Below are 22,356 nucleotides of genomic sequence, written 5' to 3'. Positions count from 1 at the left end.
ATTAATTTATTGAATGTGAAAAATCCGGTAATAAAATTTATAGCCACCTTCATCATATTGTTTGCCGTATTTTATTATTTCAACATTTTATTTTTTGGTATTACCAGTCCCGGAAATCATTATAGCCCATTTTTGGCTGAACATTTAAATTATATACAGACTTTACGCTCGCTATTATTAATCTGCAGTAAGCAAGTGCTTAGCTGGCTGGGTTATGCTGTGATCACCAATCAATACGATCTGTTGGTTGCCGGACGAGGTGCCATTCGCCTGGTTTATTCGTGCCTGGGACTTGGGCTTATTAGTTTTCTTTCGGCATTTGTGATAGCTTACCCCAAGCCATTAAAGGCTAAGATTATTTTTTTAATAACCGGCATTATTACCATCGAATTTTTAAATGTACTCCGGTTTGTATTGCTTGCCTTATTTTGGAATAAAAAAGATAATCAAATAATTGATCACCATACCATTTTTAATATCACCCTTTATATATTGATTATGATAAGCCTGTATTTTTGGGTTAAACATAACGACAAGGTTATTAAAGCTCATGCATAAAACCGATCTATCCACTTATAATAATCATCCTTTTCATCCGGGCGGTAATGCTTTAAAACGATTTTTATGGTATTATTTAAATGCTGTTTTTTTTAAAACCAGCCTTGTCCCTTCAAGCGGTTTTAAGGTATTTTTACTCCGGATGTTTGGTGCAAAAATTGGTAAAAATGTAACTATAAAACCTTGTGTCAACATAAAATATCCCTGGTTCCTGTGCATCGGCGATCAAACCTGGGTTGGCGAAAACGTGTGGATCGATAGCCTGGTCATGATCAAAATCGGTGCCCACGTATGCCTGTCGCAGGGAGCCGTACTGCTTACCGGCAGTCATGATTATAAAAAGACAACCTTTAACCTGATAACCAAAGGCCTAATTTTGGAAGACGGGGTATGGGTAGGTGCCGGTGCTATAGTAAACCTTGGCATTACCCTGGCAAGTCACTCCGTACTTACAAGTGGTTCTGTAGCAACAAAAAGCCTTGAACCTTACAGTATTTACCAGGGTAACCCGGCTGTAAAGATCCGTGAGCGCAATATGGGCGCTTAGCTTAACTAAATTTTAATTAATATTGTGCCAATGCAAAAAACTTACATCCATCAGATTATACTCGCTGCTTTAGGTATAATGGTAATTATAATGGGTGTAATGATTTTCCTATATCCTACATCTATTTTTCCAGATTCATGCTGGGGTTTCCAGGTATTGCGGAAAATGCAAATGGGCGGCGGTTTCAACATCGCTATTAAACCAGATCCATCTGATGTTTCAAAAGACTATGCTGAGTTTTTAACCTGGTGGTCGCCCGGGCAATACCTGGTTCCTTATTTTTTCCAGTCACTTTTTGGTATTAATATAGGTCAGGCATCGGCTGTTACTTCTACTTTTTTTACCCTGCTGGGACTGGCCGGTTTTTATTCATTTTTTAGGAAGGTGGGTTTTACCCCTATCATCGCTTCCGTTAGCGTAGCGGTTATTGCATGCCAGCAAGCCTTTGTTATACCATATGTTTTTTACAATGGCGGCGAGGTTTTAATTTTTGGCTTTGCCGGATGGTTCCTGTACGGTTGTGCTACTATTGACAAAACCGGGTGGAAACTTGCTGTATTTTTGTTGCTTTCAGGATGCCTGGGCTTTTTCTGTAAATCATCTTTTTTGTGGATGTACGGAGCAGGTTGTATTTATCTATGGCTAAAACTATCATCTGGCGAGCTCAATATCTGGGGATGGATAAAAAAAGGGATCTGGATAGCTATACCGGCTATAGCATCGTTGGCGGTGATCTATATTTTTTACTTATCTAAAGGTCAAAACCCGGCATCGGGGGGAATGGGGATCAAATTAACCTGGGAAACTTTTAGTTTCCCCCTGGCCTCGCCTATATTGGCAGGGCTCTCGGTAGATGATATTTTACATGGTTTAATATATCATGATGACGTCAGTATACTTAATCCATTCTGGTCACTAATTACGTTGCTGTTATCAGCTGTTTTGAGCGTTTTACTGATCATCAAAATTGTTCGCTATTTCCCGAATAAGAAATACACCTTGCTGCTTGTAGTTTTTTATTCGGTTTCGGTAGTTTTTTTTGGATATAACTTTTTAAGGCAGGCCAATATATCATACGAAGCAAGACATTTCCGCATTATCGGGCTGTTAATAACGCCGGGCGTTGTTTATTTAATAAGCAAATGGGGGCCTTTCTATAGGGTTGCATTTGGCTTAATTTGCTTTGGCATTGCATTTTTAAGCTTCAAATATTTTGCAGCAGGTTACAAACAAAATAAAACAGAAAATGCAAGGGGAACATCGGGTCTGTCACAGATGTTTATTGATCAACCTTCATTAAATTACATCATGGATCTGGACAGGAAAAACACCAATGCCCTTTTTGTATTCATCAGCCCAGATCTGGCCCTGGAGATAAATCATAACCGTTTCATAACCTTAGACCCCATCGACTCCGACATTGCAATTGATTATGACAGTTATGTGCATCAGGGACATGCCGGACCAATATTTATTTTGCTGCCGGCAAGTTACATGGGACCCAAATCAAACATTATACGTAAGTGCTTCCCAGGCTATAAAGGGTTCAGGATGGAAATGCTGAGCAATGATTACGTACTGTACTCGGCTAAATAATTCTTATAAGCAAAAAGCTGAAAGCTCAAAGCCCTCGATTTTATTGAAATCTTATAAGTTACCCTAATCAGCCATTTTCCGATATATCTCATCAGATCCTGAAGTTAAGCGATATATAAGGGTACCAGCCCTCAGTCGAATGTCCGGCTAATACCTGTATAATAGTCAGGCTTGCAGGCGAGAAGTATAAACCACCACCTACCCCCTGGTGCCATTGATCAGAATGCTCATCTTTTATCCACACCCTGCCCGCATCATAAAAGCCGGATAAACCCAATTCGCCCGGCAATATATAACTGGCTATCTTGGCTAACTTTATCCTGCCCTGCAGGTTATTAAACACCATGTGCTGCCCCGCGAAACGGTTTTGAAGATAACCCAGCAGGTTACCCTGGCCGCCCAGGAACATTGACTGATAAAAAGCCGGGTTACCGATACTTACCCCACCGCCAATACGGTCTGAAAGAACGATAGTGCCCGATGAGTTAAGTTTTTGGTAATACGTAAACTCCGGTCTGATCTGCGCATACGATTTTGAATACGTGTTAAGGCCGCTATACCCCTGTATTACTACATTAAAATAAAATCCTTTTTTAGGTAAAATGTTATTATCACGCTGGTTGCTGATATAGTTAACAAGCAAGCCAACATGGGCTTTATCCTTGTTTAAGGTAAGACTATCATAGGAGTTGATGAGTGATGTTTGGTTAATGAACCTGCCTGCATTATCGGCTAAATCCATATGGTAAAACTGTAGTGAAGGACCGACACTCAGCGTACTCCCCTTGCCGGTATGCCACCGCAATGCAGGGTCAAACTGGTAGGTATCAAAACGGGTGCGGTAATACCTGCGGTAGCCATCAAATCTAAGAAGTTGTGTTGCATTACCCCTGCCAAAAAAGTTCATGGTATTGTCTGGGGCCTGTATAAAAGCCTGCATCGTAAAATCGGCCTTGCCTATGGCCTGTATCCACTCACCGTTATATTTTATCCGGAAAGCATCAGTAGCAAAAGCATGCGTGATCAATACCTGCTGTACGTTGGAGTATGGCAGTTTTCTAAAACCATCTTTACCAGTATATTTAAAGCCCAGCCCTAATAAAAAACCGTCGTCTTTATTCAATGCGGCTGTTGCCAATGGCATCCATACATTATACAAGTTTGTAGGTACAAAACGATTATTCAGTGTATCGTTTGACAAATGCTTGCTCAAGCGGTCTGCATCGCCTGTAAAACTGGTATTATCCTTAGGCCCGTAAACATGTACTTTACCATTGGATTGTTTAACATCATAAGTTTTGTTACCCGTACTGTCAACAATCCGTAATTTAATGGGCGATGTACTATTATTAATAATGACATGATCATTACCGGCTGCTGTGTATAATCTTATTTCCTGTGTAATATCAGGCTGATAGGTCATATCCATCAGTGTGCCTTTGGGCTCCCCATCTTTATTCAGTTTCTCAACAGCAATTCGCATAGCCTTATCAGGGGCATCGCTAATAGTGATCTGCTCGTTTTTATCAGTAGTATGAATATCAACTATCCGATTGATAAAATAATAATATTGCGACATGGCAGCCGGGATATTATCACGGCGTTTTTTTAATATGTCAAGCAGTGCTGTATGGCGCATATCATATGTTGCTTTGGGCAAACGTTTAAGGCCGGCCTCCAGTACTTCATCAGTCTCGGCTTTTACAAAATCATGAGCAATCTTCATCCACTGGTCATAGCTTATTTGAGCATCCGGATATTGTTTCATAAATCTTGTTTTAAACAAGGAGTATTTTACGCCCCGGAGATCACCTTTAAAGTTTCCCAATAACGGGTCTATCCAGGGTAATGCGGCAATAGATGGAAATAAACCCTGGTTAACATGAAACACCTGGTCGCGATCGCGGGGAACGGCCTGGTAGTTTTTAGCTTTACCATCCTTGTCAATCGCCCATCGCCATTGGTCTTCGTGCCTGTCCCAGTCACCTATCAGCAGGTCAAGCATGCGGGCGCGTAAAAAGCCAGCGCCATCAAACCGGTTATCGTAGTCTTCTATCAACTCACCTTTGGCTTTAAGTGTATTATCAGATTTCCCTGTAGGTTCGCGCTCTTCCAGCAGGCATATCATACCGGTAAATAGCTTGTTATACTGACCCAGTGCCGGGTCGGCTGCCACAACACCTATAACCGGGTTGGCATGTGGTACACCGGCGGCTTCGGCCAACGGCGGAACGATCAGTGCCGAGTAAGGGTGCTGGCCGCTAAATTCATCATCTACCCAATCAACTGCAAACGTACCCTGCAAACCTTCGGGCAATAATTTATCAGGTATTTTCTCCACGCTACGCAGCACCCATTCCCTGCCGGTTTTATCTTCCAGCCGTAATGATTTGGATTGCAGGCCCCCGCCCTCTTTTATAGGTAACAGGCCACCATTAACCTGCGATATTTTAATAACCGGTAATTTTACAGGCGCCGCCCATTCTTTACGGAAGTTTTCGCCAAAAAACCAGCGGTGTACGCCGCTTACATCATTATAAGAGGGATGCACTTTAACAATAGTACTATCCGAAAATTTTTGCCATGACGATGGCTTTATTTCCTGAGCATAACTATACGCCGCTCCAAACAAAAGCAGCAATAATATTGGTAACTTTTTTTTCATAGCTATTAAGTTTTAAATACCATTCCGGTCAACTACCCTGTTATAAGTTACAGGCAGATGGTGGTTAGTATACCATTATTTTATTTTCCAACTTCTGATATATATAACTGATCATCAGTACAATCCCTGCTAAAATGATATTTGCAGACAATTCCTTTGATGTGGTAAGGGTAGTCTGCGGTGTAAATCTCGGTAAAAATCTGAAGCATTACCATTTGTATTTACAAGATAATTATTTATATTGATCTACCAACCAGATAGTTAAATGTTTTATTGCTTGATCGCGAAAAAAACAGGTATTCATGCTTCGGCAGAATGAGATCTATGAAAGAACACGAAAGCGATTATATATTAGCGGTGCTGGAAAATGCAACCGGAAGATATCCAGCCCAAAAAGGACGGCCGAAGTATTGAACTATTTTTAACTTAAACCCATAAAATTGTCCCGGTCACTTAAGATTCTTCATAAGCATATATCAACCCTTATGTAATGGGCAATGTAAACCAAAATGTACTGCCCTTACCTAATACACTGTCCACTCCTATCTGTCCGTGATGTTGTTTAATGATTTCCGTACAAATGTACAGACCAAGCCCTAAACCGCCATATCTGCTGCCACTGTTATCTACACGGTAATAACGGTCAAAAAGGTAACGTAATTTTTCGGGTGGAATACCCGGGCCTTTATCAATAACCGATACTTTAACCATATTATTTATCGTTTCAATGCTGATCCGGATCTCATTTGATTCCGGCGCATATTTTATCGCGTTGTTAACAAAATTGATCACCACCTGATCAATACGAGTGGCATCAGCGTAAACTTCAACATTCATGTCGCCTTTTGTAGTGATTTTATAAATCCCCTCTGTACGTACATGCTGGCAACATTCATCAATTATTTTAGATAGCACGAACAGCTTTGGGCTTATGTGCAGCTGGCCTTCATTGGCCTTACTTGCATTTAACAAGTCTTCAATGAGGGTATTAACTTTATCTAAACTCTTATTTGCCTGTACAATAAGTTTAGGCAGCATAGCAGCCGTAGGATTATCCTTTATTCTATCCAGAAGTTGCAGTGAGGCTTTTAAACTGGTAAGCGGGGTCTTTAGTTCATGGCTGGCTATGCTGATAAAATCATCTTTTTGCTGTTGTAACAAGCGCAGTTCCTGAATATCTGTAGCAGTACCTACCCAAAGCTGCATTTGCCCGTCCTCATTCTTAATGGGCATTAAACGGATCAGGTGCCAGCGGTAAAGTCCGTCTGCACGTTTCCCGCGGAGTTGAAATTCGCCCCCATCCCGGGTTTTCCTGATCAATCTGAACCAATTTAAACTATCTTTCAGATCATCGGGGTGAATTACCGTATTAAATCCCCATAATTCACTTTTTTTGCGATTTAGCCCGGTATAATCATACCATCTTTGGTTGTAAAAAATAACCTCACCATCAATCGTATTTGTCCAGGCAATTTGAGGGATGGTTTCCATCATGTTGCGAAACCGGCTTTCGCTTTCGGCCAAAGCGTTGGTGCGCCTCGTCACCCGTTCTTCCAGCTCCTGGTTCAATTGTAAAAGCTCGTGGTTAATTAGTTTAACCTTTTCCTCCTGCTTAATAAGCAAGACATTCGCTACACTTAATTCCTCCTGCCTGACCTTTAAATTTCCGGATAAAATGACCAGGTCTGCCGCGCGGTTTTCTTTCTCTTTGTTTTGAAAAACAAGTTCTTTATTAGCAATAATAAGCTCTGCAGCCTGTGTTTTTAACTGGTCATCAATAATGATTTTTTCTTTCCTTACAATGCTGTCATTTAACGCCCGGCTAATTTTTGCGGATAGGGTGACCAGCGTATTTTTTGAAGCGTAGTCGGTAACACCACTTTTAATCAGCTCAACAACATTTTCTTCTCCTATAATTCCAGAAACTATAATAAAAGGAATGTGAGGATATTTACTTTGCTTGATACGAAAAGCGGTAATGGCATCGAACGAAGGAAGCGAATAATCAGATAATATAATATCCGGATTGAAATTTTTTAGCGCATGTTCAAACGCTAAGCGGGTTTGAACAATTTCTGAAGTAAAACGTAATCCTGATTTTTTCAATTCGCGAAGCAGCAGGTCAGCATCGCTCTGATTATCTTCCAGGATAAGTATTTTGGGATCGGCTTTCATGATTTGTACTATTTGATTTCCCTACTATATATTTTTACTATCGTAAGGCGATTATAACGTACTATCGTTTATTAAAAAAAAGTGGTATCGGCTATTCATTTTAACATAAATCGGGATGCGGATATGCTAAATCAATGGGGTGGCTGGCTCAATATCATCCAGTATAATCCAATCTCTTTTATCGCATTAAAAAAATTATCGCTGTCAACTGGTTTTACGATATAACTGTTTGCGCCAAGTGCAAAGCATTCTTCTATATCAGGGCCTTCTTTTGATGAAGTAAGCATAACCACGGGTATCGACTTAGTGCCTGGATCTGACTTTATTTTTTCCAACACCTGCGTTCCTGATACCTTTGGCATTTTAAGATCCAATAAAATGACTTTAGGAAATTCTTTAGCATTCCGTAAAGTATAGTTTCCCTTACAATAAATAAAATCAAGTGCTTCCGCGCCATCTACAACATGATGCAGTTTGTTTGTAAAGCCGCTTTTTGTAAGCGCGCGAATAGTTAGGATAGCATCATCCTCACTATCTTCCACAAATAAGATCTCAACGTTATCGTAGTCCATGTTTTTTAATTTAATGTTTGATTTTATGTAAACTGAAATAGAAACAAGTTCCTTCGTTTAAAACCGATTCTGCCCAAACCGTTCCATTATGCCGCTGCACTATTTTTTGTACAATGGCCAAACCTATGCCTGTACCTTCAAATTCTTCCTGTGAATGCAAGCGCTGAAAAACCCCGAAAAGCTTATCATAATATTGCATATCAAATCCTGCTCCTTCATCTTTTACGTAATAAATAATCAGATTATCCTTCTCATAGGCATTAATCTCTATACGGGTTGTAGGTTTATACCTGGAGTATTTAATTGCATTGGAAATTAAGTTGATCCATACCTGTTTGATCAGTGATTTATCTCCCTTAGCGGGAGGCAGTATTTTTACATTAAACTCCGGTATGTTCTCGCCTTCTTCAAATAATAATTCCTCTTGTACCAATCTAACAAGCGCATTCATGTCAATATCCGAAAATGCAACCTGTTTTCTTCCCAATTTTGAAAACGCAAGCAGATCATCAATAAGCTCACCCATTTTTTTAGAATTGTGAATGATGGCACGAAGGATTTTTGTTCCGTCGGTATCAAATTTTTCAGCATAATCTTCTACCAAAATTTTTGAATACCCATTGATGGCCCTGATTGGGGCACGCAAATCATGTGATACGGAATAGGAAAACGACTCAAGCTCTTTGTTAACAGATTCCAGCTGAGCTGTGCGTTCTATTACTTTTTGTTCTAATTCGTCATTCAATTTACGGATATCGTCCTCCGCGTTTTTTAGTTCCCTGTTCGCAATGATCAGCTCTTCGGCCCTTTTTTCCTTTTCCTTGTTTTGAAAAGCCAGTTCTTTATTGGCAATGATCAGTTCCGCTGCACGGTTCTCTTTTTCTTCGTTTTGAAAAGCCAGTTCTTTATTGGCAATGATCAGTTCTGCTGCACGGTTCTCTTTTTCTTCGTTTTGAAAAGCCAGTTCTTTATTGGCTATGATCAGTTCCGCTGCCCGGTTTTCTTTTTCTTCATTTTGAAAGGCCAGTTCTTTATTGGCTATGATCAGTTCTGCTGCACGGTTCCCTTTCTCTTTATTTTGAAAAAGCAATTCTTTATTGGCAATGATCAGTTCCGCTGCACGGTTCTCTTTCTCTTCATTTTGATAGTCGAGTTCTTTATTAGCGATTATTAATTCTGCTGTGAGGTTTTCCTTTTCTCCAATTTGAAAGCCAGATTCCTTGTTGCCATCTTCACCCGGATCTTTTTTTGTCATATATCCTTAACTTGCAAAACGGTGTTTAAAAATTGAGATTAAGTAAGGGAAAGTTTTTGCAGAGATTGGATTTACTTATCTGCGGAAGTTCATAAAGCTAATACAATATTGTGAACTCACATAAACTTATATTTAGATCGTATCTGCCTTGTCTATAAATCATTCTATTATAACCGGCCAAAGGAGGTAAAAGCACGGCACGGACGATCTGGTTACTGACACCGTTGTAATAAAAATAGCTCAACCCGGAGGCTGAGCGCAGGATTAATGTGTTAATTCGATCCAAACAGGACAATGATCGCTGGTTTTTTCCCAGCCACGCACATGACGGTCAACACTGGCTGCTTTCAACCGGCTGTTGAGCTCCGGGCTGAGCAGGAAATGATCGATGCGCAAACCGGCATCACGGCCGTAGGCATTGCGGAAATAATCATAAAAGGTATAGATCTTTTCGGTTGGATATAACTTGCGGATGGCATCTGTCCAGCCTTGCGCCAACAAATTATGAAAAGCCGCACGGGTTTCGGGCCGGAACAGGGCATCGTCGAGCCAGCGTTCGGGTTTATAAACATCCTGCTCGGTGGGCATCACGTTATAGTCTCCGCATAGCACTACAGGAATCTTGCGGTTCAGCAGGTCTTGTGCATGGGCAGTCAAACGGTCAAACCATTGCAGCTTATAATCAAATTTGGGTCCCGGTGCCGGGTTGCCGTTAGGCAGGTAAAGACACCCTATCACCACATCGTTTATGATGGCCTCAATGTAGCGGCTGTGCAGATCTTCGGGATCACCGGGCAATCCGCGCCTTGATTCCTGAATATTGCCGTCGCGGGATAAGATCGCCACACCGTTCCAACTCTTTTGTCCATGCCAGATGGCCCGGTAACCCGCATCATTAATGGCCTGTTCGGGGAATTTTTCCTGCGGGGCTTTGAGTTCCTGCAGACAAACCACATCCGGCTCGGTTTCTTGCAGCCAGCGGAGTAATACCGGTAAGCGTCCATTAACGCCATTAACATTGTACGTAGCTATTTTCATTTCACTTGATTCAACAGAAAACTAAGTTAAAAAATCAATTGCTATTCTCCATTAAAGTTCAATCAAATCTGCTGAAGTGCCGTAAATGTGTATATCATTTACTGTATAAGGCCACTTATTCGCGACGCTGTGATGAAATATAGTTTTGTAAAACGATTGAACTAATTATCAGGAGTAATATTCCGACACAGATAACTACGTGAAAAAATGGAATTTTGAAAGTTGGTTCTTTTAAAATGACAGTTATATCCGGTATTAATATTCCGAATAATGGAAACAATACAAATATTCGAAATAAGGCGAGTATTTTCATTTTTCAGAAATTTTGGATTTAACCTAAAGATTTGCAAAGATCACTATAGCGTCTTTAAAAAAACTGACAATTCACCTCATAAAACTGCCACAACTTTAAAACTATAGTTTGTTGCGATGATGATGATTTCATATTTTTACTTTCCCTGATTATAAATATCTTAATACTATGACCGAGACTGATCTGTTGGCTTCAAATTATATGTTTGACTTTGAATCTTTTATCAATCTGTCTCCTGATTTAATTTGTGTAGCAGGTTATGATGGCTATTTTAAAAAAATAAATCCCGCTGTTTCAGAAACACTTGGCTATAGTAACGACGAGCTTTTCTCCATGCCGATAAGTCATTTTATTCATGCAGATGATAAATTAATTACGGGCAGGAAAAGAGAAAAAATCCTAAAAGGCGTTCCACTTTTAAATTTCGAGAACAGATATATAACAAAATCGGGCGATACGGTATGGCTTGCCTGGACATCAATACCTATAAAAACAGAACAGGTTGTTTTCGCAATTGCAAAAAACATCACCTATAAAAAAATTGAAGAATCCGAACAATTGTCATTTCGCGGTATTCAAACCGGCAACAAACCTTTAACAGGTTCAGGCGTTGCAATATCCGCATCAGATCAAGCCTGGCTTTTTGAATTAGAGCAGTTAGTTAGAAAATATATCGGTAAGATTGATATCAATATTGGCATTTTAAGCGATGAACTTTCTATCAGTGAAAGGCAATTGTACAGGCGGTTCAAATCAATACTGGGTATAACTCCTAATCAATACATCCGAAGCATACGTTTACAGGTTGCGAAAGAAGCTATAGAAAGCGGTAAATACCGCACCGTTTCGGAAATATCGTATGCAGCAGGTTTTGACAGTCCGGCGTATTTCAGCAAATTGTTTAAAAATGTATACGGAACCGCTGTATATGACTACCTGTAAAGCAATTTGGATTTCCTTGCAAACCAACAAGAGCAAATACATGATCTTAACCCTTTACGCATAGCGGCTAACCGCAAGACAGTTTCGGAAAAGGGTTCGATTACCAAAGATCCGAAAAACAAATTATTGTAACATTTATATTAATTATGCGAGATTAGACATAGAATGATTTTATTCTTTAAATTGGCCTCACCGTTATAAGTGATCTTATTTTGCCATTAATGACTTAATAAATTAAGTTAATATGCTTTTGATTTTAAATATAGTTTTCCTGATTTCGTTCCTGGCTTTTGCCTATTTAAATTTTAATGATGTTGATTGGTACCTATGGGTACCCATATATTTAAGTGCTGCCGTATGTTGTGGGCTGGCTGCTTTTGGTAAGTTTTACCCCCTTATTTACATTTTACTTACAGCCTTTTATCTTGTTTATGCAGCAATACTCTTTTTTCAAAAAGATGGCGTACGTGATTGGATAACTAAATATAATAAACCAAGCTTGGTTGAAAGTATGCAGGCAACCAAGCCTTATATTGAAAAAACAAGAGAGTTTTTTGGTTTACTTATTATAGCCGGGGCATTACTAATTAATTATTTTGCGCTTTAACAATAGGTTATGATCACCTACAATAAAGAGGAATTAAACGCGGTGATCGCGGACATAATCCAGGATAATATCGACCCGGTTTCCTGGGCCTGGCTCAGTGCAGACAATAATATAATTAATAACACTGCTTTTAATACAGCTTTCGTCATGATACCGCGTAAAACTGGTAAAGCGATCATTACTGTAACGCAAAGGCAACAAGAGCTATTAGCATCTATCAGACCAGGTTTTGCAATCGATTACTGGACCGCTGACAGGCTGAGCAGGGTTTGGTTGTTAATTAAGTACAACAGTGTCGATAAAGACAAGTATTTTCAGATCATCGAAAACCTTTTTTCGGTTGCTGAAATGAATGAACAGGTTGCTTTATATTCAGCCCTTCCATTGTTATCTCACCCTAAATTATGGGTAAAACGCTGCGCAGAGGGCATCAGGAGTAATATTGGAATAGTATTAGAAGCCATTATGTACAATAACCCTTATCCAGCCGAAAACCTGGACGAAGCGGCATGGAACCAAATGGTTTTGAAAGCTTTCTTTACCGAAAAGCAGGTGGATAAATTATATGGATTAGATACCAGGGCCAACAAAGAACTTGCACGCATATTGATTGATTATGCTAAGGAACGCTATGCTGCCGGCAGGGAAGTGAATAGCATGCTTTGGTACCTGGTTGAAAAGTTTGTTACTCAGGAACAATTGAACAATATGAAACAAGGTCATTTTTACGGCAATGAATTGTTAACATAAAAAATATTAAAATGTGTTGTAGCCATAATACAGAAGAAAGAAGTGTGCCGTTGGAGCAATCAACAGAGAAATTTGACATGGATTTAATAAAGGGTATGAAATTTTTCGACCCCCATGTACACATGACATCGCGCACTACCGATGATTACCAGGCCATGGCCGATGCAGGCATAGTTGCACTTATAGAACCCTCTTTTTGGTTAGGTCAACCGCGTACGGGTGTAGATAGCTTCAAAGATTATTACAGCAGTCTTGTAGGTTGGGAAAGATTCCGCTCATCGCAGTTTGGGATAAAGCATTACTGCACCATTGGCCTCAACTCAAGAGAAGCAAATAATGATGCGCTGGCCGAGCAGGTTATGGAAATGCTGCCCCTGTTTATATATAAAGATGGCGTTGTGGGCATCGGCGAAATAGGATTTGACGACCAAACCGCCGCCGAGGAAAAATATTATCGTTTGCAGCTTGACCTGGCAAAAGAATCCGGTTTGCCGGTGCAGATCCATACCCCCCACCGTGATAAAAAACGTGGAACCCAACGCAGTATGGATATAGCCATTGAACATGGGCTCGATCCGCACATGGTAATTGTTGACCACAACAACGAGGAAACTGTAAAAGAAGTACTTGACAGGGGCTTTTGGGCGGCCTTTACCATTTATCCGTTTACCAAGATGGGCAACCAGCGCATGGTGGAAATTACCAAGCAATATGACCCTAAGCGTATCATGGTCAATTCTGCGGCAGACTGGGGTATCAGTGACCCGATGGCGGTACCCAAAACTGCCGCTTTAATGAAACTTAACGGGATAAGCCTTGCCGATATCGAGCTGGTTACCTATCGCAACGCCATTACTGCCTTTGCCCAAAGCGGCCAGATTGACGAAGCTGATTTTATTACCGCCATAGACCAAAGCGCCAAGTTTGAGGGAAACAGTATTTTACGCGGCGGTCAGCAGCCCCGTATCAATAAATCTTCCATTATTATTAGTTAAGCATTTTGGAAAAAATATTGGTTTACCTGCGTATGATGAGGCCTGCAAACGTTGTAACCTCGGTTGCCGATGTGTTGGCGGGTGCAGCTATAGCGGGTATTTTTTCAGGAGAGATTTTCCAGGATCATTTGCAAGCCATTATAATGCTTTGCTTTTCAACCGCTTGTCTGTATGGTGGCGGCATTGTATTTAACGATGTTTTTGATGCCGATCTGGATAAGATAGAACGCCCGGAACGCGCTATCCCAAGCGGACGCGTCAGCCTGCAGCAGGCCTCTGTATTTGGCAGTATCCTTTTACTCGCAGGTATTATAGCTGCGGGTTTAGTTAGCACGGAATCTGCTTCGTTGGCTACGGGAATAAGTCTTTTTGCCTTATTATATAATAAAATCAGCAAACATCACCCCTTTTGGGGACCGCTTAACATGGGTTTTTGCAGGGGCTTAAACTTACTTTTGGGCATGAGCATTTTAATGGAAGCTTTAACTCAATGGTATTTTCTGGCTATTGTACCTATTGTTTATATTTTTTCAATCACCATGATCAGCCGTGGCGAAGTGCATGGTGGCGGCAGGAAAAATTTATATATCGCGGCCATATTATATAGCATAGTAACAGGTTTTATCCTCTATTTTTCCTACCTTAATGAGAAGCTGCTTTTGTCTGCCATTATCCTGATCCCATTTTTGTGGATGATATTTAAACCCCTGATCAAGGCAATTCAAAACCCGATAGGTAAAAATATAGGAGGCGCGGTTAAAGCAGGAGTTATTTCACTTATACTGATGGATGCGGCCTGGGCTGCAACATTCAGTACTATTTATGCGGCATTGATCATTGCCTGTTTACTGCCTTTATCTATTTGGCTGGCAAAGATTTTTGCAGTTACTTAATTAATAAATTTAGAACGTTCTTTATTCTGTACATGAAGCATTTATCTCAATCATTTTCTGTTAAGTTTGAATACCAGGTTTACTTTACAGCTGGCATTTTCAACAAGACTAATACACTTTTTAATGATTTTTTGCTCAGCTCCGCTACATCCCATTCATTGCGCAAAATACTGTTCGTTGCCGATAAGGGTGTTATTGACGCGAATCCGAAGCTGATAGCAGAAATACAAGCATATTTTTCTTTTTATAACTCCGTTCAGCTCATTCAGGATGTTTTAATTGTACCGGGTGGCGAGGATGTTAAAAATGATATAGTTTATTTTAACCAGGTTGTTGAGGCTGTTAATACGTATGGTATTGACAGGCACTCCTATATTGTGGCAATTGGCGGTGGCTCGGTGCTTGATATGGTGGGTTACGCCGCCGCGGTATCTCATCGTGGTATTAAACATATACGCATACCTACCACCGTATTATCACAAAATGATTCGGGCATTGGAGTAAAAAACGGTATCAACTTTTTTTCAAAGAAAAACTTTTTAGGAACATTTGCGCCGCCAACGGTTGTTTTTAATGATGAACAGTTTTTAGAAACCCTTACCGACCGTGATTGGCGCTCTGGAATTTCTGAAGCGGTAAAGGTTGCTTTATTAAATGACGCGGAGTTTTTTAACTGGATAGAAAAAAATGTAGCAGCTTTGGTTCAACGGGATATGGCTACAATGAATTACCTGATCTGGAAGTGCGCGCAACTCCATATGGATCATATAGCCGGTGCAGACCCGTTTGAAAGCGGCTCGTCGCGACCGCTTGATTTTGGGCACTGGAGCGCCCACAAACTGGAGTACTTAAGCAATTTTGAAGTACGCCACGGCGAAGCAGTAGCCATGGGCATTGCGCTCGATACGGTTTATTCTGATCTTTCCGGCCGTATATCATCTCAGGAAAGTAACCGGATAATCCAAACATTGCAAAACCTGGGCTTTGAAGTTTCACATAGCCTGTTACAGGTTGATAAAGAGAACAGCCCGATATTGGCCGGTCTGGAAGAGTTTCGTGAACATTTGGGCGGGCAGTTAACCATTATGCTTTTGAATGGCATTGGTAAAGGCGAGGAAGTGCACGAGATCGACACGGAAATATTAAAACAAGCCAGTAAAAAACTGGGTGAAATGCAAGGACTTAAATTGCAATAATTAATATAATTATGAAGCTTACAGCAGGACATTTAACCTATTGTACCAATATACATGCAGGCGAAAACTGGGCCGATCATTTCAATGCTTTAAAACTTAGCTTTCCCGAGATAAAGAAGCAATTATCACCGGATGCACCGATGGGCATTGGGTTACGTTTGTCGAATATTGCAAGTATCGAGATCCTGCAGGGCGATAATCTGCTGCAGTTTAAACAGTGGCTGCAACTTAATGAAGGTTATGTATTTACCATGAATGGTTTCCCTTATGGCGGGTTTCATAACGTTATAGTCAAGGATCAGGTACACGCGCCCGATTGGACAACAACCGACCGTTTGGACTATACCATAAGACTTTTCAAGATCCTGGCTTATTTATTACCTGAAGGCATGGAAGGTGGCATATCAACATCACCCTTAAGTTATAAACATTGGTTTAGCAATGAGCAGGCACTGGAAGCAGCCAAACTTGAGGCTACCAGGAACATACTACGGGTAGCTGCTGAACTTCATATAATAAAACAACAAACCGGGATTACATTACATTTGGATATAGAACCGGAACCCGATGGCGTGCTGGAAACAGGGAGAGAGTTCATACAATGGTTCGAGGAAATTTTGCTGCCGCAGGGCGTTACCCTTTTTCAGGAAGAATTTAAAATACCGGCTACCGAAGCTCAAGACATCATTAAAGAACATGTGAATTTATGTTATGATGTTTGTCATTTTGCTATAGGCTATGAACCACATGAAATCATCATTAATGAACTGGCTCAAAAGGGGATAAAAGTAGGCAAGATCCAGATCAGCGCTGCACTCAAAGCGGCATTTGATACATCATCCGAAAACCGGCAGTTAATCCTATCAGAGTTTAAGAAATTTAATGAGCCAACCTATCTTCACCAGGTTATTGCCCGGCTTGCGGATGGGAAATTATTACGATATCCTGATCTGCCCGAAGCTTTAAAGGCTACGGATGATGCTAAGGAATGGAGAGCGCATTTCCACGTTCCTGTATTTTTAGAAAGTTTTGGTCTGCTTCAATCCACACAAGCCGATATTATAAAAGTATTAAGTATACAGGCACAAAACCCTTTCACCAACCATCTTGAAGTAGAAACCTATACCTGGGGCGTATTGCCCGATGCATTAAAGATCCCGCTTACTCAATCTATCATAAGAGAATTGGAGTGGGTTAAGCATGAATTAACAAACTGATTGCTATGATGAATAAAACGGTTGTTATTGATATTGTAGGATTATCTACCGCTGTGATTGGTGAGCATACGCCTTTTTTAAAAAAGTATATCGCACAAAAAAAACTGACTACTATTGAGCCGCTTTTGCCAGCTGTGACTACCGCTGTGCAATCAGCTTATCTCACCGGGAAATATCCATCTGAAAATGGTATAGTAGGCAACGGATGGTATGACCGTATTGACAGCGAAGTTAAATTCTGGAAACAATCGAACAAGCTGGTGGCTGGAGACAAGATATGGGATAAAGCCAAAAAAGAAGACCCATCTTTTACCTCATCGATGATGTTTTGGTGGTATAATATGTATTCTACTGCCGATTATTCGGTAACACCAAGACCAAATTACCTGGCTGATGGCAGAAAAATGCCCGATTGCTATTCGCACCCTGCGGAATTGCGTGATGTACTTCAAGAAAAACTCGGGCAGTTTCCGCTGTTTCAATTCTGGGGTCCGGGAGCAAATATCAAATCGAGCAAATGGATAGCAGACGCGTCCATGTATACTGATGACCTGCATAACCCTACCCTTACCTTAATTTATCTGCCGCATCTGGATTACTGCCTTCAAAAATTCGGACCAGATGAATCAAAAATAGCTAAAGAGCTTGGGGAAATAGATGCTTTGGTTGAAGAGCTGGTTACTTTTTATGAAAAGAAAAAAGCGCGTATAGTTCTATTGTCCGAATATGGTATCGCACCGGTAAACAACCCCATACATTTAAACCGTTTATTTCGTGAACATAATCTACTACAGATACGTGTGGAGCGGGGCTTAGAACTGCTTGATCCCGGCGCTTCCAAAGCGTTTGTTGTTGCCGACCACCAGATAGCCCATGTATATATCAATGATCCATCGGTAACCGAGCAGGTAAAAGCTTTACTAAAAACAGTGCCGGGTATTGAGCTTGTGCTTGATCGGGCTGAGCAGGCCGCCTATCACATCAACCATGAGCGCGCCGGGGAGCTGGTATTAATGGCTGCTGAAAACAGCTGGTTTACCTATTATTTTTGGCTTGACGATGCTAAAGCACCTGATTATGCCCGCGTAGTTGATATTCACAAGAAACCGGGTTACGACCCTGTGGAAATGTTTATGACCTCAAAAGCCCGTGCAGGCTATAAATTGCTGCGTAAAAAAGCTGGGTTCCGGTATGTAATGGATGTTATTCCGTTAGATGCCACGTTGATTAAAGGGTCGCATGGGCGGATTGGTATTCCTGAAAAGTATAAACCTGTATTAATAACCGAAAGTCATGTTTCGCAGGATAAGATTGCTCCCGTTGATGTTTTTGATATTATCTGGCAGCATTTAAACGATAAAGCAAAAATTTGAATTAGGGTATAAAAATGGGGCAAAAATCTGCTTTAAAGACCTTGCCCCATAAAGGGTGGCTAACGATACTAAATTCGACAGCTTCTTTAAATGATTATTTTACCACTGTAGCCTCCAGTTCAACCTTTAATGTTTCAAAAAGGCTTTTCACTTCTAACAAAGTAAGCGCTTGTTTAACGTCATGCTTAGCTATCCAATCCTGAAAAATTTGAAAGTGAGGCCAAAGCTCTGCTGTCGAAGTGGTATAAATATTTAACCTAACAATACCTTTGCATTCGTACCCGGCCTCGCTGATAACCTGTTCCAGATTCTGCAGGGCCTGAATTAATTGGGATTTCATGTCTTCGTTACTTGATATTCCATCAGCGTTTATAGCCGTCTGCCCCGAAACATATAGTGTGCTTTCCACATGTTTTACCTCAACGGCTTGCACATAACTGCGTTTATCCTGCCATTGCCAGGGATTAATGATTCTTTTTTCCATGTTATTGGGGTTTTTAGTTTGTGCCAATACAGGCACCGTAGTGATTAATATTAATGCTAAAAGTTTTGCTATTTTTTTCATGATTGCAGTTTAAAATATACACTGCAAAGTTGTGAATAGCACCTGGAATTAAACGTTGACAAACCTCACGATTATAAAGTGAGGTATGTCACACTAAGGGGTTAATCTGCTTAGGGTTTCGCGGGAAACACCCAGATAGGCGGCAAGGAGGCTTTTGGGTAAGCGCTGTATAAGTGAGGGGTATTGTTTAAGGAGCTGTTCATAACGCTCTTTGGCGTTAGACGTTAGCCAGGATATGATGCGCCGCTGTGATCCAATAAAGCCAAAATTTGCTTTTTCAAGGAAGAAACGTTCCATCTTTTGGAGACCATCGCATAGCTTCTTGTAGTTTTCGAGCGAAAGGCAGAAGACCTCGGTATCTTCAACGCACTCTAACGACATTGTAGCTTCAGTCTGCGTGTAATAGGCATAAAAATCGCTTTCCCACCAGTCTTCCATGGCAAAAGAAACAATGTGCTGCTTTCCCGTATCATCGGTATATACAAGCTTCAAAAGTCCGGAAACTACAAAGTAGTGGTACTTTACAGCTTCACCCTGTTGAATAAGGAACTGGTGTTTCTTAAACTTTTTAACGGTAAAATGAGTACACACGAATGCAAACTCATCATCACTAAGTGGTACTATCTTCTCTATATGTTCCCTTAGTTTGTCCTGCATGGAGTAAGCGGATAAAGATACGCCCGAAGTTAATGCATTCAAGGCAATTTTAAATTGAGTTGATCATCTATTCTGATTTAAAAAACTCCTTATATTCTCTAAGCTTTTTAATTAGCTATTTTGCTGATAATTAAGTATTTCCTATATTAGATAACCAATTAATCCTGTCATGCCCTACCCCTCTTTTAGTGATTTAAATGCAAATCTAATTTTAATGTATGCCCGGTTTGGTTTTGGTATCATCAATACAAACAATCAACTATAAACTAAAATGGAAAAAATCTCAACCGAAGTTTATGAAAAAATAGACAACGATCTTTACAATGCAAATGGTGATATCTGGTGGAGACCCGACACCGTACTGCATCTTTTAAAAACCAGCGTTAACCCTTGTCGCGTTGGCTATTTAAAGAAAGTACTTACCAGGCTAAATATAAACCCGGTGGGGATGACAGCATTGGAAGTTGGCTCGGGCGGGGGAATACTTACAGAAGAAATATGCAAATTAGGTTTTGAAACAACAGGCATTGAACCCTCTGAAAACTCGAGGGATACAGCCATAAATCATTCTAAACAAAGTGGCTTGAACATAAAGTACGACCAGGGTTTTGCAGAAAATTTGCCTTACCCCGATCAATCTTTCGATTGCGTGGTGTGTTGTGATGTACTGGAGCATGTTATGGATTTGCCTAAAGTAATTTCCGAAATATCGAGGGTACTAAAACCTAACGGATTATTCTTTTATGACACCCTAAACCGAACTTTTGTTAGCAAACTGGTAGCCATTAAAATTTGGCAGGAATGGAAACGCTGGGCCTTTATGCCTCCAAACCTGCACAACTGGGATATGTTTATTAAGCCCGAAGAGTTAAAAACCTTATTAGCCAAAAACAATTTAAACTGGAAAGAACACAGAGGTTCATCTCCAAGTGTTTCAATCCCTACAATGTTAGGCTATTTGCGAAAAAGAGTAAAAGGAATATGGACCTTTGCTGAACTTGGAAAGAATTTCCTTTTGGTAGAAAGCAACGATATGAATATTTTGTATATGGGTTATGCCGTGAAGAAATAGCTATAAGCTGCAGTGTTCATATCCACGCACATGAACACCCCTGAACACTTATTTATAATTGATTATCAATAGTTTACATTTTGTATACTACTGACAAAATAGTGTCACCAAGATTGTAAACCAGGGTATTATTACCCATATGTCCCGCTTGCGGTAGCGGGGGGAGGGCTTATTTTCTAATTGTATCCTTATAATATTTTTTAAATGTCTGCTCCCCAATACGCCAAATCTCCCATGCACGTTTGTTTGTCGGGTTCCATTTATCAATGTTCACAAGCTCTTCGTCTGTTGGATTGTAAAATTCAAGAAAAGCGTTGTTAGAGATTGTTTCCTTTACACCAAAATATTGAAGTCTATGCGATAAACTGTTCCCATTATAATCGAATGGATTTACTAATGTCTTATCTATATCATTAATTTTAATGGTAATAAATCTGGCTGTATCATTGAATTCAACATTTATAGAAGCTGTATTCCTTAAGGTTGTATCTTCAATCAATTTTATAAAGTACCATCCACTATTCTTAGGGTTAAGTTTGATATTCACAGTTGTCTTATCTGTAAAAAACGTACAACAACTAAAAAAAAGCATTGCAGATAACAGTAGTTTTTTCATTTATTCTTTTATGTCCCTTCAGTTCTCCTTGAAAAGGGACCTTGAAGCAGCTTGCAAAGTATAAAAAATATGCATAACTCCTCAGGGTACTCTGCGAGAGACCCTGAGGGAACAAAAACATATTTATATCGGTTGATTAATTATATTTACGAGACCGCCATGAATTTGCAGACCGAGAATGAAAATAAACTTAAAATCAATATTCGGAATAAAATCACCCGAAATAGATAATTCACCCCTTAATAAAGAAGAGCCTGAATATGATAAATATGTGAATTTTTATTATTCCAATCTGATCAATTCAATTATTCTTTTCGCGTTGACATCGAACGAATTGGAAAAATTGGCGACACCTACATTTAATCCAATATCCGAACTGGAAACGGAAATAGATTACGCCTTTACACCAGTTTGTTTTGAAACAATTTTTCGCAATCAGTTGGTAGATGAATCTTTTAAAACCGAATTATTGGCATTTAAAAAAGGCACAGATGATATTCCATCAGAGATTTGGGATTGGGATCATATTGATATACACCCCACATGGATACTTATCAGGCAAAAAGCCAATGAACTACTGGAAAAATTGGGAATTGAGAGCAGGACTTATAACGACGATTATACGACGGTGTACGATAGTAAAGGAAATATACTGAAGAAAGGAAAAAGCACTACCCTTAAATAAAAAAATCTCGACCCTCTTACAAACCCAAAAAGCCTCCCATTTTCATGAGAGGCTTTTGGGTAAATGATG

At 40.1% G+C, this 22,356-nt stretch carries 21 protein-coding genes; 13 read left to right on the top strand and 8 right to left on the bottom strand.

Translation table 11 applies throughout. The features are described 5' to 3' along the window. Window positions 1-15: 15 nt before the first annotated feature. From xrtY to M2273_RS08185, 3 genes are read left to right on the top strand one after another with little or no spacing between them, the layout of a single operon-like run. The gene (gene xrtY, locus M2273_RS08195; RefSeq protein ID WP_429395236.1) at window positions 16-558 is read left to right on the top strand and encodes an exosortase Y; all 543 of its coding nucleotides are present in this window, start codon (window positions 16-18) and stop codon (window positions 556-558) included. Next, window positions 551-1,105, top strand: a complete 555-nt coding sequence (locus M2273_RS08190) for a WcaF family extracellular polysaccharide biosynthesis acetyltransferase (protein WP_429395233.1) — start codon at window positions 551-553, stop codon at window positions 1,103-1,105. The genes xrtY and M2273_RS08190 overlap by 8 nt, the downstream gene beginning before the upstream one ends. 30 nt (window positions 1,106-1,135) lie before the next feature. Next, a complete protein-coding gene (locus M2273_RS08185) occupies window positions 1,136-2,701 on the top strand; it encodes a hypothetical protein (RefSeq protein ID WP_429395231.1) in 1,566 nt (521 codons plus the stop codon). A gap of 91 nt (window positions 2,702-2,792) precedes the next feature. On the opposite strand, the gene M2273_RS08180 is transcribed toward M2273_RS08185, so the two are convergent. The 5 genes from M2273_RS08180 to xth form a co-directional block, all read right to left on the bottom strand. Continuing rightward, window positions 2,793-5,366 (bottom strand): BamA/TamA family outer membrane protein, encoded by a 2,574-nt coding sequence (locus M2273_RS08180; RefSeq protein WP_429395228.1) that lies wholly within the window; start codon window positions 5,364-5,366, stop codon window positions 2,793-2,795. Window positions 5,367-5,849: 483 nt separating this feature from the next. Beyond that, window positions 5,850-7,541: an ATP-binding protein gene (locus tag M2273_RS08175; RefSeq protein WP_429395225.1), complete on the bottom strand. Its 1,692-nt coding sequence runs from the start codon at window positions 7,539-7,541 to the stop codon at window positions 5,850-5,852. A 131-nt stretch (window positions 7,542-7,672) separates the two neighbouring features. Then, complete coding sequence (locus tag M2273_RS08170; RefSeq protein ID WP_429395222.1) at window positions 7,673-8,113, bottom strand: response regulator; 441 nt, start codon at window positions 8,111-8,113, stop codon at window positions 7,673-7,675. A 10-nt stretch (window positions 8,114-8,123) separates the two neighbouring features. Next, window positions 8,124-9,368: a sensor histidine kinase gene (locus tag M2273_RS08165; RefSeq protein WP_429395220.1), complete on the bottom strand. Its 1,245-nt coding sequence runs from the start codon at window positions 9,366-9,368 to the stop codon at window positions 8,124-8,126. A 264-nt stretch (window positions 9,369-9,632) separates the two neighbouring features. Beyond that, window positions 9,633-10,406, bottom strand: coding sequence for an exodeoxyribonuclease III (gene xth / locus M2273_RS08160; RefSeq protein ID WP_429395217.1), 774 nt, complete (start codon window positions 10,404-10,406; stop codon window positions 9,633-9,635). A gap of 481 nt (window positions 10,407-10,887) precedes the next feature. Here xth and M2273_RS08155 point away from each other — a divergent pair, with 481 nt between their 5' ends. The 8 genes from M2273_RS08155 (at window position 10,888) to M2273_RS08120 (ending at window position 18,692) form a co-directional block, all read left to right on the top strand. Further along, on the top strand, window positions 10,888-11,661 hold the full coding sequence (locus M2273_RS08155; RefSeq protein WP_429395216.1) for a helix-turn-helix domain-containing protein: 774 nt from the start codon (window positions 10,888-10,890) through the stop codon (window positions 11,659-11,661). Between the two features lie 244 nt (window positions 11,662-11,905). Further along, window positions 11,906-12,268: a transmembrane 220 family protein gene (locus M2273_RS08150; protein ID WP_429395213.1), complete on the top strand. Its 363-nt coding sequence runs from the start codon at window positions 11,906-11,908 to the stop codon at window positions 12,266-12,268. A 9-nt stretch (window positions 12,269-12,277) separates the two neighbouring features. Further along, complete coding sequence (locus M2273_RS08145; RefSeq protein WP_429395210.1) at window positions 12,278-13,018, top strand: EboA domain-containing protein; 741 nt, start codon at window positions 12,278-12,280, stop codon at window positions 13,016-13,018. Between the two features lie 95 nt (window positions 13,019-13,113). Next, window positions 13,114-14,013, top strand: a complete 900-nt coding sequence (locus M2273_RS08140) for a TatD family hydrolase (protein WP_429395208.1) — start codon at window positions 13,114-13,116, stop codon at window positions 14,011-14,013. A 5-nt stretch (window positions 14,014-14,018) separates the two neighbouring features. Beyond that, window positions 14,019-14,906, top strand: a complete 888-nt coding sequence (gene eboC, locus M2273_RS08135) for a UbiA-like protein EboC (RefSeq protein WP_429395206.1) — start codon at window positions 14,019-14,021, stop codon at window positions 14,904-14,906. 32 nt (window positions 14,907-14,938) lie between these two features. Beyond that, entirely contained in the window at window positions 14,939-16,102 is a 1,164-nt protein-coding gene (locus M2273_RS08130; protein WP_429395204.1) for a 3-dehydroquinate synthase, read from the top strand. A gap of 11 nt (window positions 16,103-16,113) precedes the next feature. Then, complete coding sequence (gene eboE / locus M2273_RS08125; RefSeq protein WP_429395201.1) at window positions 16,114-17,319, top strand: metabolite traffic protein EboE; 1,206 nt, start codon at window positions 16,114-16,116, stop codon at window positions 17,317-17,319. 5 nt (window positions 17,320-17,324) lie between these two features. After that, entirely contained in the window at window positions 17,325-18,692 is a 1,368-nt protein-coding gene (locus tag M2273_RS08120; protein WP_429395199.1) for an alkaline phosphatase family protein, read from the top strand. Between the two features lie 94 nt (window positions 18,693-18,786). Here the strand turns inward: M2273_RS08120 and M2273_RS08115 are convergent, their stop codons facing one another. Further along, complete coding sequence (locus M2273_RS08115; protein ID WP_429395198.1) at window positions 18,787-19,257, bottom strand: RidA family protein; 471 nt, start codon at window positions 19,255-19,257, stop codon at window positions 18,787-18,789. Between the two features lie 93 nt (window positions 19,258-19,350). Next, window positions 19,351-19,956, bottom strand: a complete 606-nt coding sequence (locus M2273_RS08110) for a Crp/Fnr family transcriptional regulator (RefSeq protein ID WP_429395196.1) — start codon at window positions 19,954-19,956, stop codon at window positions 19,351-19,353. 229 nt (window positions 19,957-20,185) lie between these two features. On the opposite strand from M2273_RS08110, the gene ubiG reads away from it, so the two are divergent. Then, complete coding sequence (ubiG, locus tag M2273_RS08105) at window positions 20,186-20,986, top strand: bifunctional 2-polyprenyl-6-hydroxyphenol methylase/3-demethylubiquinol 3-O-methyltransferase UbiG (protein WP_429395193.1); 801 nt, start codon at window positions 20,186-20,188, stop codon at window positions 20,984-20,986. 169 nt (window positions 20,987-21,155) lie between these two features. Here ubiG and M2273_RS08100 read toward each other — a convergent pair whose 3' ends face one another. Further along, window positions 21,156-21,602 (bottom strand): hypothetical protein, encoded by a 447-nt coding sequence (locus M2273_RS08100; RefSeq protein WP_429395190.1) that lies wholly within the window; start codon window positions 21,600-21,602, stop codon window positions 21,156-21,158. A gap of 178 nt (window positions 21,603-21,780) precedes the next feature. Between M2273_RS08100 and M2273_RS08095 the strand changes: the two genes are divergently transcribed. Beyond that, on the top strand, window positions 21,781-22,287 hold the full coding sequence (locus tag M2273_RS08095) for a hypothetical protein (RefSeq protein ID WP_429395187.1): 507 nt from the start codon (window positions 21,781-21,783) through the stop codon (window positions 22,285-22,287). Window positions 22,288-22,356 lie beyond the last annotated feature (69 nt).

Source organism: Mucilaginibacter lappiensis, assembly GCF_050433765.1.
In the GTDB taxonomy this organism is placed as follows: Bacteria; Bacteroidota; Bacteroidia; order Sphingobacteriales; family Sphingobacteriaceae; genus Mucilaginibacter; species Mucilaginibacter lappiensis_A.
Note: the sequence above shows the minus strand (reverse complement) of the source record. Positions and strands in the feature narration are given on the sequence as shown.